This window comes from Rufibacter aurantiacus, assembly GCF_017916345.1.
GTDB classification, from domain to species: Bacteria; Bacteroidota; Bacteroidia; order Cytophagales; family Hymenobacteraceae; genus Nibribacter; species Nibribacter roseolus.
The window spans coordinates 489,260-502,304 of record NZ_JAFMSV010000001.1 but is presented as its reverse complement, the minus strand read 5'-3'; the positions used below and the strand labels follow the sequence as shown (position 1 = coordinate 502,304).

The window sequence follows — 13,045 nt, the reverse complement described above, 5'->3', positions numbered from 1 at the left end:
CTTTAAAAAATATGGATGAATTTCTGCAGGAGCGAATGTAATAGTTAAAGTCCTTGAAGGTTCATTTAATAGTTTTGAAATCAGGCTCTTATCAAATTGTGTACCTTTGGGAAATTTAAAATACCTGACTGAAGATGTTGTAAATAGTTCTATTTAGTCTTTGGATTATTAAGCATATGGTTTCTGCTGTTATCTTTGTAAATATTGTTTTAGGGTAAATTTTTTAAATTAAATTCTAAAACGATAGATTTCATGAAGTCAGAATTTTACTATTTGCATGGTGCCTTCTAAAAGAATTGTAGAGTTAGATTGTATAAGAGGGATCACCGCATTTATAGTCGTCTTCTTTCATTTCTCAGGAGGAACATTTTTGTTTCCTTTTTTTCGGCTATTTGCCGGAGGAACAGATCTGTTCTTTATCATTAGTGGTTTTGTGGGATACAATCTACTCAGAAGTAACCCAAGCGTAGTTGAATACTGCCTGAAAAGATTTTTAAGGTTGATTCCCATGTTTTGGATTTGTGCTTCCCTGACTTTTGGGTGTATGTTTTTATATAACCTCAAGCATGGAGTTCCGGTAGGAGCTTTGGTTACCCAATACTTTTACAACCTTGCTTTTCTTAACTACTTTCAAGACATACCCTTTCTGGACGGTGTCTATTGGACTCTCCTGGTTGAAGTTCTCTTTTACGCATTGCTGGCTGTAATCTTATGGACGAGAGGAGAACAATATGTAGAGTTGGGCGGAGCTCTCTTTTTAGGTTATTTATTTATAACAAGTATCATTCCTTTAGGCTCATTTGAGCCTACCCATATAGTAATCTTAAATGGTTTTCCACTTTTGATCGTTTGGCCTTCTTTTTTTGCTGGAATTATATTTAATAAGATAAAGTATGAAAAGTCATCTGTAGGGAGATGGGCCTTAATAGGGCTTTGTCTTTTGACTTCTATTTTGGCAATAAGTAATTCCAACTACATTCATGGGATTGTTAACCTGCTAAGTCCTACTGAAAATATTGCCATGACATTGCTTTACTTCCTGGTCTTTTATTTAGCGATCAATTCCTACCTGCCGTTCTTTATTAACAAAGGCTCCTTATTCCTCGCCCAAATATCTTATTGCCTGTATTTGATCCACAATGAGATAGGAAGGTTATTTATCCAACCCAAACTGAAGATGCTCCCTATGTTTTGGCAGATAAATCTGATGGCTGGGTGTGTCATAGTGGTTGCGTATCTTTTGAGTTACTTTATTGAAAGGCCATTGCTAAAAAAGCTTCATAGTAAATTTACTTTCGCAAAAAGAGAAGCAATTGGGAAGATTCGGGTTCAGCAAAGTAATTCTGAACTGATTATGTGAGATAGTTTCCTGCAATGGTAGTCATAGAAAACCAAAGGCCAGCTATTAAAAGATTGCTGGCCTTTGGTTTTCTATGAGATATAAGTCTTCTAGGCTGGATTTGGTGTTGTTGATGCAGAATTTTTAAGTCTTGCAAAGTGAGGGGCAAATATCACTGTATCTAAATATTACAAAATCCGTTTTAGCACCTGATGAGCCGTTATGAGCCAGCCGTAAGGTGATGGAAACTAATTTTCGGTAAAAATTAATCTAAGGAATGATTTTAAGTTGGTTTCTATTTTTGGCACGGTAGTTGAAAAGGTAGGAAATATAAGAGATAAAATTTTACAGACTCTAAAAAATACTAACATGAAAAAGCTAAGTTTGATATTCGCCTTACTGTTCTTAGTGACTGTTGCTTTCAATCATGCCCAGGCGCAAGAAAGAAAAAAATGGAGCCCGCAAGCCAAAGGCGCGGTGATTGGAGCTGGTACTGGTGCTGCGGCAGGTGCCATCATCAACAAGCGTAACCGGGTAGTAGGTGGTGTAGTTGGTGGCGTTGTTGGTGGAGCCGCCGGATACGGTGTTGGTAAAATCATTGACAACAAACAGAAAAGAGCGGCTGCTGAGCGCGAAGCTGAATTCAACAGAAACGTAGCGGCTAACAGAGCCTACGCCTATAGCTCATCTAACAGATCTGCAGGTTCTGCCAAGAGATCATCCTCTTCTTCTGCCGCTAAAACTGCTGCAGTTGCAGCCCCAGCGGCCATGGCTTACACCGGTTATACTGCAGGTCAGCCTCAGATCATGAGCATGTCTAATCTGTCTTTCTTGCCAAACGAGAACTACGGTGACTATTCCAAGCCGTACGCCGATTCTGAATACAGAAGAAAAAGCTGGTAAGCTGGGCACATGCCTGAATATAGGAAAGCCCAAGCCCTGTGCTTGGGCTTTTTCATTACAAATCTACAATATTTGAAACCTCTAATATTCAAAGCGAGTATGTGGTTTATTGATTCACTAAAATCCAAACGTATGAAATCGTCCATCGTCATGTTTTTGTTTGCGGCCCTGCTTTTCTCCTGTACTAAAACTGAGAAGAAAGAGCCGGTAAACGTGCAGCAACTGAACCAACAATTTATAGGAGCCTGGAACAGCAGAAACTCATCCCAACTGGATACCCTGTTGGCTGAGGATGTGCACTTTGTGCAAGGCGAGGTGCATTACAACGGTAAATCTGAAGTGTCTCAGAAGTGGGTGCGCGAGACTATGGGTACCATTGAAAACCTGAAGACCTTCCCAATCAGCTCGGGTGCTGATGAGAACATTGCCTTTGAAGGCGGTACTTTTACTGTAGATGTGATCCCGTCTGACCGTCAACTACCCAAAGGCGAAGGAGAGGGTAACTTCCTACTGCTCTGGAAAAAGAACGACAAGGGTGTCTGGAAACTTCACTACGCCCAATTAGAAGACCACCCCGTGCAGGTGGCCAGATAAGGATTAAAGTATTTAGCGTTAATTTCATAAAAAGCCTGGAGAAGTTATCTCCAGGCTTTTGCTTTTTAAATGATGTAAGTAGGATACGATAGCTTTTCAGCTGGCAGATTACTCCCGATTGGCGTTAAGGTAAGTCTTAGTGTTTTGGAGTTGGTTTTGAAAAAGCAGGCCGGAAATCCTTCTCGATGGTCAGACTTCCTGGTTCGCCAATCAGGATTGGCTATCTGGTAGTGGCGTAGTCAGAGACTATGCACAACAATAGCACAACAGAGAAGAAGCCATCGCTTTAAATCAAAGAAGTTCTCGTATGCCCACAAGATCCTTTCAGGATGACATAAGGGGAGTAGTAAGGAGGTTCTCCTTTCAGAAATCTCTCTTGAAGCGTTGTGGGTTGTTGAAAGGGTGCTTTACTCAAAATTGATGAGTCAGGATTGAAAATCAAAAAGGTTGGACACTTGGTTGTGCGTAGAGTTAGCGTCAGCACTCTACGCACCTACCGGACAGCCAATCTCCTGATTGGCGTGTTGGAAAAGGGCAGAAGTTTTAATCGTGTATCAAGAATGTGTATGGGAGATGGATGCAGAATTTGATACCAGCTTTCGCCAATCAGGAGATTGGCTATCTTAGAGTAGCGTAGTCAGAGACTACGCACAGCACACAGTATTAAAGCTTGAGACTACACAAACTTATACACACTTATATACCTAAAATACACTTAAAAAGAAAACTGATCTTTTTAGGCCTGTTTTTGAATAATAGCCTAAAAGCAAAAAGGCACCGCTTGCGGTGCCTTTTTGCTTTATACAAATCTGAAACAGTTTACACAGAGAAACTGTCGCCGCAGCCGCAGGTACGGCTGGCGTTAGGGTTGTTGAAGAAAAAGCCTTTGCCGTTCAGCCCGTCTGAGAAATCCAGCTCAGTGCCGGCCAGGTAAAGGAAGCTTTTCATATCTACCACTACCTTCACGCCTTTGTCTTCAAACTCCTGGTCCATGGGCTTTACCTCGTCATCGAAGTCCAGCTTGTAGGACAAACCGGAGCATCCGCCACCGGCCACAGAAGCTCTTAAACGGAAGCTGTCATCTATGTTAGAGTCGTGCTTCAGCTTCTCTACTTTTTCTTTTGCTTTATCAGAAACGGTAATCATACGCGTGTCCTTTCTTTATTTTTAAGAAACTGGGTTCAAAACCACACTGAAAACGGTGATGGTGTTGATGTCCCGGCCGTAATATAGTTTATCCAACGCATCATACATGTTGGTCGCCCGGAAGTAGGAGGTGTTCAGCTCGCGTTCGCCCCGCGCCACCCATTGGATGGTGTAAGAACTTTGTTGGTCACGCGACTGCCGCACATAGTCCAGCATCTTCCGAAGCGCATCCACCTTATCATAGCCCGTCACCGTATGGAACAGGAACGATTGGTGGTGCCGCGGGTTCACCGTGATCAAATCAAGGCGCATCCGGTCTTCCATGGGGCGGAAGTCAAACAGCAGCTGACTTCCCTCCATGCCTAAATGCTCCTCAATCTGCTTCTGAATCCGGGCGCTCTCTACGTGCACATTGGTGGATACATCCATGCGCTCGCAGCAATCTTAGTGGTGCGACTTAGCCTCTACCAATGGCTCCAGACCGTTTTTCACGCGGTAGTCATTGATGGCAGACTTGATAGCGTCCTCGGCTAGAACAGAGCAGTGGATTTTCACCGGCGGTAAAGCCAATTCTTCCACAATCTCCATGTTGTCAATGGCCAAAGCCTCGTCAACCGTCTTGCCTTTCAACCACTCGGTTGCAAGAGAAGAAGAAGCGATGGCAGAACCACAGCCGAAGGTCTTGAACTTGGCATCGGTGATGACCTGGTTCTCATCTACTTCAATCTGCAGACGCATTACGTCACCGCACTCAGGGGCACCTACTAAACCAGTACCCACGTTTGTTTTTGATTTGTCCAGCGTTCCTACGTTGCGTGGGTTGCTGTAATGATCGATTACTTTATCTGAATAAGCCATGGCTCTTTTTTAATTACGAATTAAGAATTAGAAATTAAGAATTGGGGTAAGTAACTAGGTTATACGATGTTAGATCAATGTCTGATCATCTCCTAATTCTTAATTCCCAATTCCTAATTGAATATTAGTGTTCTGCCCACTCTACAGAGTCAAGGTCGATACCCTCTTTGAACATTTCCCACAGCGGGCTTAGTTCACGAAGTTTGGTAACGGCCTCTTTCACGTGGCTGATGGCGTAATCCACTTCCTCATCGGTGGTGAAACGGCTCAGACCGAAACGCAGGGAAGAGTGCGCCAGGTCATCGCTCATGCCCATGGCTTTCAACACGTAAGATGGCTCCAAAGAAGCAGAAGTACAGGCTGAACCAGAAGATACAGCAATGTCTTTCACACCCATCATCAGGCCTTCACCTTCTACATATTTGAAGGAGATGTTGCTCACGTGTGGCAGACGGCTCTCTTTGTTTCCGTTCAGGTAAGACTCTTCCATTTGCAACAGTTCTGTCTCCAGACGGTCACGCATGGCGATGATACGGGCAGTGTCAGAGGCCATGTCGGTGCGGCAGATCTCGGCGGCTTTGCCTAAACCTACAATACCAGGCACGTTCAAAGTACCGGAACGCATGCCACGCTCGTGTCCGCCACCGTCCATCTGGGCAGTAACTTTCACCCGTGGGTTCTTGCGGCGTACGTACAAGGCACCAACGCCTTTAGGGCCGTACATTTTGTGACCGGAGAAAGCCATCAGGTCAATACCATCTGCTTCCACGTCTACCGGAATTTTACCTACAGCCTGGGTGGCATCTGAGAAGAAAAGAACGCCGTGTTTCTTGGCGATTCTTCCAATTTCTCTGATTGGTTGTACCACGCCTACCTCGTTGTTACCATACATGATGGCAATCAGGATGGTCTTGTCCGTGATGGCGGCTTCCAGTTCTTCTAAGTTAATCAAGCCTTCTGAGTTCACTTGCAGATAGGTAACCTGTCCGCCTAGTTTCTCAATGTGCTTACACGTATCCAACACCGCTTTGTGCTCTGTGGTGGCCGTGATGATATGGTTACCTTTGGAGGCGTACATCTCAAACACACCCTTGATGGCAAGGTTGTCTGACTCCGTAGCACCTGAAGTGAAGATAAGCTCTTTGGGGTTACAGTTGATCAAGGCCGCGATTTGCTCACGGGCATAATCTACCGCTTCTTCGGCGGCCCATCCGAAGGCATGGTTACGGGAAGCTGCGTTCCCGAACTGGTTGGTGAAATACGGCAACATGGCCTCCAACACGCGCGGGTCCATGGGCGTGGTGGCATTGTTATCTAGATAAATCGGAAATTTCAGCATCTTCGTCAATAGTTTTCCTGGGTTGGCTTATCAAAAAAACAGATTTTAGCTCCAGTTAGTTTGATTTGCACGCAAAAATACATAAAAATCGTCACTTAGAATATCTTTAAATAAACCGTATGCATGTAGAGCACATCGGCATTGCCGTAAAAAAATGTCAAGACGCGAATCAGTTATTTGCGAAATTATTAGGCGCAGAGCCTTATAAGGCCGAAAAAGTGGAAAGCGAAGCCGTTAATACCTCGTTTTTCCACGTGGGCAACACCAAGATTGAGCTTCTGGAAGCCACCGCTGAGCATAGTGCCATTGCCAAATTTATTGAGAAGAAAGGGGAGGGAATCCACCATATCGCCTTTGAAGTAGAGGACATTGAAGCAGAAATGGAACGGTTGCGGGAACAGGGCTTCCAACTCTTGAACGAGGCTCCCAAACGCGGCGCGGATAACAAATTAGTGTGTTTCGTGCACCCAAAATCAGCCAATGGCGTGCTCGTGGAATTGTGCCAGGAGATCAAATAAATAGCTGTTTGGAGCGTTTTGAGGCTATTTTCGGGGTTTAGGTGGAGAAACGGAATGGGTGGAGACGCTCGCAGGACCTTCGGACACTACGAGGTCTTTTGAGCGGGCCGGAAGGTAGTTTTTAGGGCTCCTTCTATTCTGTTATTAGCCATTCATTTTCATGCATTAGCATTCCTTGTGTCTTTGCCTTGGCGCTATCCTGAAAGATACCAAGTGTAGAAGAGGTAAATGGGAAAGACAGGCCGTTGGGTAAGCAAGGTCGCATATTCAAGACCCCGTAGCGTCCGGGACATGCGAGCGTCTGCACCCGCTGCCGTTCCCAAGTAAAAGTACTCCATCGTTTTAACCCTACTATTTCAAAATCAGCCCCAAACCACGTTCCCGCGGCTAACTCCTGTGTTATAGGTTGGAGGAAAGGCCCTGCATTTGCCAAACCCTACCCATTCCCGTACCTTTGCAGCCCTTAACGCGGCGCATCGCCAAAGGCGAAAACTCCTGCGTATACCATTTGAACCACCCTGTTGCCCATGACTACCCTAGACATCACCCTTCCAGATCATCCGGTTTTTGCCGTTGTGGCGCAGGCTGCCCGTGAATTGAACACCGAGGCCTACGTTATTGGAGGTTTTGTGCGGGATCTGGTGCTCAAGCGTCCTTCCAAGGACATTGACGTGGTGTGCATTGGCAGCGGCATTGATTTGGCGCAGTTGGTGGCTAGCAAACTGGCCCACAAACCCAAGGTGGCCGTGTTCAAGAACTTCGGGACGGCCATGCTCAAGACCGATGATGGTTGGGAAGTGGAGTTCGTGGGCGCCCGAAAGGAATCGTATCGGAGCCATTCGCGCAAACCCGAGGTGGAGCAGGGAACCCTGGAAGATGACCTAAACCGCCGCGATTTCACCATCAACGCCATGGGCATCAGCCTGAACGAAGGCAGCTTTGGCGAGCTGATTGACCGGTTTGAGGGCATGAAAGACCTGCGCCGCAAGAACATCAAAACGCCGCTGGCGCCAGGCATCACCTTCTCAGATGACCCGCTGCGGATGATGCGCGCTATCCGGTTTGCTTCGCAACTGAATTTCGATATTGACCCCGATACGTTTGACGCCATCGGGGAAAACAAGGAGCGCATCAAGATTGTGTCGCAGGAGCGCATCACCGATGAGTTGAACAAGATCGTGCTCTCCAAAAAGCCTTCCTACGGATTCAAGCTGCTGTTCCAGACCGGATTGCTGGAGCTGATCTTCCCCAAAATGGTGAAGCTTCACGGCGTGGAGACCATCAACAAGAACTCGCACAAAGACAATTTCTACCATACCCTACAGGTGCTGGACAACGTGGCCGAGGTTTCTGATGACCTTTGGCTCCGCTGGGCCGCCATCCTCCACGACATCGCCAAGCCCGAGACCAAGCGATACAACGAGAAAGTGGGCTGGACGTTCCACGGCCACGAAGATCGAGGCGCCCGCCAAGTACCCAAGATCTTCACCGATCTCAAATTACCGTTAAACGAACACATGAAACAGGTGCAGAAACTGGTGCGGCTCCATTTGCGGCCCATCGCGCTGGTGAAGGAAACCGTGACCGACTCTGCTGTGCGGAGGCTGTTGTTTGAAGCCGGCGATGACATTGATCTGCTCATGCAACTCTGCAAAGCCGATATCACCTCCAAGAACAACGACAAAGTGAAGCGCTATCTGCAGAACTTCGAGAAGGTGGAGGCCAAGCTGAAAGAAGTAGAGGAGAAAGACAGCCTGCGCAACTTCCAACCGGTGATTACCGGAGATCTGATCATGCAGACCTTCGGGATTTCGCCGTCTAAAGAAGTGGGTATCCTGAAAAACGCCATTACCGAGGCTATCCTGGAAGGCGAGATCCGGAACGAATACGATGAGGCGTTTCCGTTCCTGCTGGCGCAAGGCAAGAAACTTGGATTGCAGCCGGTTACTTCCTGAAGTCAGTAAGGGAGTTTTCCAACTATAAGAATCCGTTTGGCGCCTGTTTTGTAAAAATCAGGCGCCAAACGGATTCCTCTTTTTATGGGTTGGCTTTTTTAGTTAAAGTGCATTTCAAAGCCTCAGCCTGCATGGGCACGTGGTTTCTACCTACAACGGCCAATACCTTTTCACCTCTTAGTACCGCTTCTGAGAGCAGTCGGTACATATGCCGGTTCCGGTTCTCGCTGTTCAGGCGGTTGATTTCGTTGGTGAATTTTCCGCCGGTTTTCAGCCCGTCTCCCAGGGGATCGAACCAGTTGGCGGGTGCCTCCCACCAGTTGGCTGGCGAGGTCCAGTATTTCTGATAAGCTACCTGTAAAGACGCCACGTCAGGGATTACTTCGTCAAAGCCTTTGATCATCTGGTTGGCTTTGGGTAGCAGCTGGGCCATGGCGGCTTTGAGCTGTTCCTCATTGAATCCTTTCCGTTCGCGCAGGCGGCTGGCCTCGCGCAGAAGGAAAAACAGTTTCACCTGGTCTTTTCCAAACCTTCCCGATTCCATCAACTGGTCCACTTCTTCCTGCGGAGACATCTCCAGCGACTGCGTCTTGATTGCCTCGGCCTGGGCCAGGAACCGCACATACCCAGATTCTCCAAATTGCTTTATGGTTTCCTCCTCAGTAGCTGCTGTGCCCCGGTTTGGTCCCTCAAAGAAAACCAGAGTAGGTTTCTGGGCCTGCCAGGTCTGTTTGATCTGGGCAAACTGTGGATGCGCTGGATCAGTGGAGTGCACCGCGCCTAAGTATTGTAGATTACCGCCGGTTGGTCCTGGCAGGGACAAAGTCCATTGGGTGGCCAAGGTTTCTTTCCAGCCCTTATAGGAGACCAGTTTTAGGTCGCAGTCTGTATTAGTGTTTTGGGCCATCAAGACAAAAGGACTTAGCAAAAGGGCCAGCGTGATTGATTTTGGAAGAACCGAGAACATGTTTTTTAGGATTTTTGGTTGAATGAACAGAATAAAGGCTTAACTGATTTTAGATCGATTTTGAAAATCTGGGGTGAAAACGGGTTTGCGGGCGTGCCTTGGCTTCCAGTGACCTATGAAAGGTTGTCCTTCTGCAGAGCGGTTTGAGTTGGTGCCTGCGTTTGGGAAGTGTTTTGACAAAAAGAGGCTAGAAACATAGCTACCTCCATAGCGGCCATGCCGGAAACCTGGTTTTCATTTGAAAAGAAACTTGGAAGGGAAAGCCAGGTGGCAAAAGGACTTGCCGGGAAAATCAGAAAGAGGGCTGAACAGGGGAAGGGAAATTCAGCAACTTGGATTCAGTTCATGAAGGGAAAAAAGAAGGAGGACTTTGCCAGAAGCGCGTCCTCCTTATTCAAAAGCTTCTCAAGAAATCCAGAAAGAGAGCTTTTGGTGACAAATTCGTTTAGGGCCCATTTCTGTAAAACAGGCCCTAAACGGGTACTATCTGCGGCGGTTTACGCGGGAACCGCCCGACTGATTTTTTTCTACATGGGCATCGCCCAAATATTCAACTGAGCTGGCGCCGCTGGCATCGGCAAACAATTGCTTCTGCACGTTCACCACGCTTTGGCTGGCACCGCTTACGTCTACGTGGGCAACCTGGGCCACCAATTTGGAGGCATCCACCTTGCAGGCGCCGCTTCCGTCAATAGAAAGTTCATCGGCGTAGCCTTTGAGGCTGGCTCTGGAGGCGCCGCTCTGGTCAACATCCAGGTGGCCCGTGCTGATGCTGATGGCTAGCTCGCTGGCTCCGGACTGTTTGATAGTGAAGTTCTCCGGCGCAAAACCAATGATCTCGGCTTTGGTGGCTCCGCTAAGGTCTATCGTGGACAGGTTTGGGGTTTCCACCTCAATGAGAACCGCGCTTTTGCTGCTTTCCCAAAGTCTCATGAACTCACTTTCGCGGCTGATTTTCAGGACACCGTTCTGCACCCGAAGCTTCAGTTTCTCCAACTCGTTTTCTGAGCCGGTTACCCGTACGTAGTTGCGGTGAGACTGTCTAACTCTTATGTGGTAAGCGCCTCCGGCTTCGATCTCGGTGAAATCACGCACGTTGTAGATCTTGGAGATGCCATCGTACTCGTCTTTCAAGATGGCCAGGTCATCGTCTAAACCTACCGTGTTGCGGGGCTGCCGGGCAGTTGCGCCGCTAGTGCTGTCTACCACGCTGCAGGTAAGGCAAACCAGACGTCCGTTTTTCATCTGCCAGGTGTTGCCAGCCAAGTCATCAGAATAGTACTCACCGTCGGTGATCTCGTCTGAGAAGTGGTTGGCATAGCCCTCAGAGAAGCGCAGTTGCTTCCCCTCCGGGATCAGGACTTTAATTTGCAGGTCCTGGTCACGGAAAATGGCGTTTGGTTTGAAGGTGAACGCGTCATCGAACCGAAGCACCGAGTCCTGCTGCACCATTTTGTAGGAGATCATCTGCGCATTCTTGATAGCGTCTGCCTCGTCCAGGCCTTTGGCTTTGTAGGTCTGGATCACTTTCACGTCTGTACCGTTGTAGCCTTCCAGTTTCACGTTCATACGGTGTCCGTAGCTATGGTTGGTATCCCGGATGTTGAAGACCATGGTAGAGTAGGCGGCCGCCGGGAAAGTCTGCTCGGTGGCAAATTCACCGCTTTCCTGATAGTGGCGGGTGGTCATGGCAATACCGCTCAGCAAAGCCGCCAAGGCCAGAAGCCATACCCCTAGCATGGGCCAACCCACAGTTGGGCGCAGCAAGAAGCGCTTGGCCAGCAAACCAACACCCAACAGGAACAACAGCAGCGCCGGGATGAAACCTGCGAAGAATCCTGCCCAAACTAACCAGCCAGGTACCGCATTGAAGAAGGCCGCAGCCGGAATATCTCCGAAGTTGAAGTACTGGGGCTGGTCATAAATCCCGGTTCCTATCATCACAGAGGTAAGCAGGGCAATCATAAAGGCACCGGCTACCACCATCATCAAAAGCCCCGCGAATACCCGCACCAAGGTGACTAGTAAACCCAGCACTGGATTGAGCACCCTTGACAGAACTTGGATCACCTGTGACACCAAACGCACCGGAAACAAAAGGACTTTGGCTAAGGTGCTCTCCTGCCCGTTAGCGTCCCGCATGTTCAGGTTGTTTTTAACCGATTCTTCTATACTGGAGAGCGTAACGGGGTTTCCCTGCATTTGCACCCGCTCTGTTATGGTTTTAGCCTCAGGAACGGCAATCCAGAGAATGATATAAGGGATCAAACCTACCCCGCCTATCAAAAAGAACAGCAGGAACAGTAACCGGATGATGGCCACATCTGCCCCGAAATAGATGGCGATACCGCTAGCCACGCCGCCCAGTTTCTTGTCTATCGGGTCACGGAACAGTTTACGCACCGGAATGTCTGGTAAAGCGGCGTTCTGAGGCAGGGCTATCCAGCAAACCACGTAGAGGATTACCCCAAGCAGGGTAAAGCCACCCGTGAACGGCACGCCCAGTACCAGCAGTACAAAGGCCAGTCTCACCCAGATGGGGTCCATCTGCAGGTAATTGGCTATTCCTGCCGCCACGCCTGCCAGTACTTTGCGGTTTACGTCACGGTACAGGCGTTTCTGCTCAGAGGGCGCGGGCTCAAAAGGCGGAGGAGTAGCGGTGCTGCCCTGGTTTTTGGCCGAGGCGGCTTCGGCTTCTTCGGTCTCCACGGTCTCAAAGTCGGCGATGGTTCCCATCTGTGTGATGAGCGCCTGCACGTCATCGCGGGAAATGACCTGCTTGCCTGGGTTCAGGCGAGAGAAGAAGATTTCCGCTATGCGGGACTCTATGTCGGCCACAATCTCCTCATGCCCCTCATAGGTAGAGAAGTACGTCTTTATGCCGGCAAGGTATTGGCTCAACATCTCGTAGCCGTCTTCCTCCACGTGGAAGATCATGCCTTGCAGGTTGACACTTATATTCTTTTTCATGGCTAGTTGGATTTCTTGCGGTTGATGATGAAGGTGGTGGAGTCTACCAGTTCCTGCCAGGTGAGGCGGAGCTGCTCTAGAAACTCAGTGCCGGTGGCGGTGAGTTTGTAGTACTTGCGGGGAGGTCCGGAGGTGGATTCCACCCAGGAGTAGTCCAGGAGTCCGGCGTTCTTCAATCTGGTCAGCAGTGGGTAGAGCGTCCCCTCCACTACTATCATCTTGGCTGCGGTCAGTTCCTCCAGCATGTCGGAGGCGTAGGCTTCGCCGCGGGCGATGATTTCCAGAATGCAGTACTCCAGAATCCCTTTCCGCATCTGCACTTGTGTGTTTTCTACTTTCATGGTCTGTGAGTCTGAATTATTGATACAAATATATAAGAAGGTACTATGTAAAACAAGGTACTGGTGAAAAATATTTTTTGTTTCTGTTTTCAGAGAAAAAAAGCTTGCGGCAAGT

12 protein-coding genes are annotated in these 13,045 nt (G+C 48.3%); 5 read left to right on the top strand and 7 right to left on the bottom strand.

The window, feature by feature from the left end; translation table 11 throughout:
* The first annotated feature begins 277 nt into the window (after window positions 1-277).
* The 3 genes from J3P34_RS01990 to J3P34_RS01980 all read left to right on the top strand — a co-directional run bounded on the left by J3P34_RS01990 (window position 278) and on the right by J3P34_RS01980 (window position 2,836).
* Window positions 278-1,360 (top strand): acyltransferase family protein, encoded by a 1,083-nt coding sequence (locus tag J3P34_RS01990; RefSeq protein WP_210486200.1) that lies wholly within the window; start codon window positions 278-280, stop codon window positions 1,358-1,360.
* A 267-nt stretch (window positions 1,361-1,627) separates the two neighbouring features.
* Window positions 1,628-2,242, top strand: a complete 615-nt coding sequence (locus J3P34_RS01985) for a YMGG-like glycine zipper-containing protein (RefSeq protein ID WP_246853496.1) — start codon at window positions 1,628-1,630, stop codon at window positions 2,240-2,242.
* 132 nt (window positions 2,243-2,374) lie between these two features.
* Window positions 2,375-2,836 (top strand): YybH family protein, encoded by a 462-nt coding sequence (locus tag J3P34_RS01980; protein WP_210466053.1) that lies wholly within the window; start codon window positions 2,375-2,377, stop codon window positions 2,834-2,836.
* Window positions 2,837-3,655: 819 nt separating this feature from the next.
* On the opposite strand, the gene J3P34_RS01975 is transcribed toward J3P34_RS01980, so the two are convergent.
* The 4 genes from J3P34_RS01975 to J3P34_RS01960 all read right to left on the bottom strand — a co-directional run bounded on the left by J3P34_RS01975 (window position 3,656) and on the right by J3P34_RS01960 (window position 6,179).
* Window positions 3,656-3,982 carry a HesB/IscA family protein gene (locus J3P34_RS01975; protein WP_123127280.1) on the bottom strand — a complete coding sequence of 109 codons (327 nt, stop codon included), beginning with the start codon at window positions 3,980-3,982 and terminating at the stop codon, window positions 3,656-3,658.
* 21 nt (window positions 3,983-4,003) lie between these two features.
* Entirely contained in the window at window positions 4,004-4,411 is a 408-nt protein-coding gene (locus J3P34_RS01970) for a hypothetical protein (protein ID WP_210466051.1), read from the bottom strand.
* Between the two features lie 15 nt (window positions 4,412-4,426).
* Window positions 4,427-4,840 (bottom strand): Fe-S cluster assembly scaffold IscU, encoded by a 414-nt coding sequence (gene iscU, locus J3P34_RS01965; RefSeq protein WP_210466049.1) that lies wholly within the window; start codon window positions 4,838-4,840, stop codon window positions 4,427-4,429.
* Window positions 4,841-4,964: 124 nt separating this feature from the next.
* Window positions 4,965-6,179, bottom strand: a complete 1,215-nt coding sequence (locus J3P34_RS01960; protein WP_282597063.1) for an IscS subfamily cysteine desulfurase — start codon at window positions 6,177-6,179, stop codon at window positions 4,965-4,967.
* Between the two features lie 119 nt (window positions 6,180-6,298).
* On the opposite strand from J3P34_RS01960, the gene mce reads away from it, so the two are divergent.
* Both mce and J3P34_RS01950 read left to right on the top strand, forming a co-directional pair.
* The gene (gene mce, locus J3P34_RS01955) at window positions 6,299-6,697 is read left to right on the top strand and encodes a methylmalonyl-CoA epimerase (RefSeq protein WP_210486199.1); all 399 of its coding nucleotides are present in this window, start codon (window positions 6,299-6,301) and stop codon (window positions 6,695-6,697) included.
* Between the two features lie 527 nt (window positions 6,698-7,224).
* The gene (locus J3P34_RS01950) at window positions 7,225-8,652 is read left to right on the top strand and encodes a CCA tRNA nucleotidyltransferase (RefSeq protein ID WP_210486198.1); all 1,428 of its coding nucleotides are present in this window, start codon (window positions 7,225-7,227) and stop codon (window positions 8,650-8,652) included.
* Window positions 8,653-8,734: 82 nt separating this feature from the next.
* Here the strand turns inward: J3P34_RS01950 and J3P34_RS01945 are convergent, their stop codons facing one another.
* The 3 genes from J3P34_RS01945 to J3P34_RS01935 all read right to left on the bottom strand — a co-directional run bounded on the left by J3P34_RS01945 (window position 8,735) and on the right by J3P34_RS01935 (window position 12,930).
* Window positions 8,735-9,619, bottom strand: coding sequence for a hypothetical protein (locus tag J3P34_RS01945; protein ID WP_210486196.1), 885 nt, complete (start codon window positions 9,617-9,619; stop codon window positions 8,735-8,737).
* A 483-nt stretch (window positions 9,620-10,102) separates the two neighbouring features.
* Window positions 10,103-12,589, bottom strand: coding sequence for a GIN domain-containing protein (locus tag J3P34_RS01940; protein ID WP_210486195.1), 2,487 nt, complete (start codon window positions 12,587-12,589; stop codon window positions 10,103-10,105).
* A gap of 2 nt (window positions 12,590-12,591) precedes the next feature.
* Window positions 12,592-12,930 (bottom strand): PadR family transcriptional regulator, encoded by a 339-nt coding sequence (locus J3P34_RS01935; protein WP_210466040.1) that lies wholly within the window; start codon window positions 12,928-12,930, stop codon window positions 12,592-12,594.
* Window positions 12,931-13,045: the final 115 nt, after the last annotated feature.

Bases quoted from the DNA above. Each gene is read 5' to 3' on its own strand.
- J3P34_RS01990 (WP_210486200.1), top strand. From the start codon at position 278: ATGGTGCCTTCTAAAAGAATTGTAGAGTTAGATTGTATAAGAGGGATC.
- J3P34_RS01980 (WP_210466053.1), top strand. From the start codon at position 2,375: ATGAAATCGTCCATCGTCATGTTTTTGTTTGCGGCCCTGCTTTTCTCC.
- J3P34_RS01975 (WP_123127280.1), bottom strand. From the start codon at position 3,982: ATGATTACCGTTTCTGATAAAGCAAAAGAAAAAGTAGAGAAGCTGAAG.
- J3P34_RS01970 (WP_210466051.1), bottom strand. From the start codon at position 4,411: ATGGATGTATCCACCAATGTGCACGTAGAGAGCGCCCGGATTCAGAAG.
- iscU (WP_210466049.1), bottom strand. From the start codon at position 4,840: ATGGCTTATTCAGATAAAGTAATCGATCATTACAGCAACCCACGCAAC.
- J3P34_RS01960 (WP_282597063.1), bottom strand. From the start codon at position 6,179: ATGCTGAAATTTCCGATTTATCTAGATAACAATGCCACCACGCCCATG.
- mce (WP_210486199.1), top strand. From the start codon at position 6,299: ATGCATGTAGAGCACATCGGCATTGCCGTAAAAAAATGTCAAGACGCG.
- J3P34_RS01950 (WP_210486198.1), top strand. From the start codon at position 7,225: ATGACTACCCTAGACATCACCCTTCCAGATCATCCGGTTTTTGCCGTT.
- J3P34_RS01945 (WP_210486196.1), bottom strand. From the start codon at position 9,619: ATGTTCTCGGTTCTTCCAAAATCAATCACGCTGGCCCTTTTGCTAAGT.
- J3P34_RS01940 (WP_210486195.1), bottom strand. From the start codon at position 12,589: ATGAAAAAGAATATAAGTGTCAACCTGCAAGGCATGATCTTCCACGTG.
- J3P34_RS01935 (WP_210466040.1), bottom strand. From the start codon at position 12,930: ATGAAAGTAGAAAACACACAAGTGCAGATGCGGAAAGGGATTCTGGAG.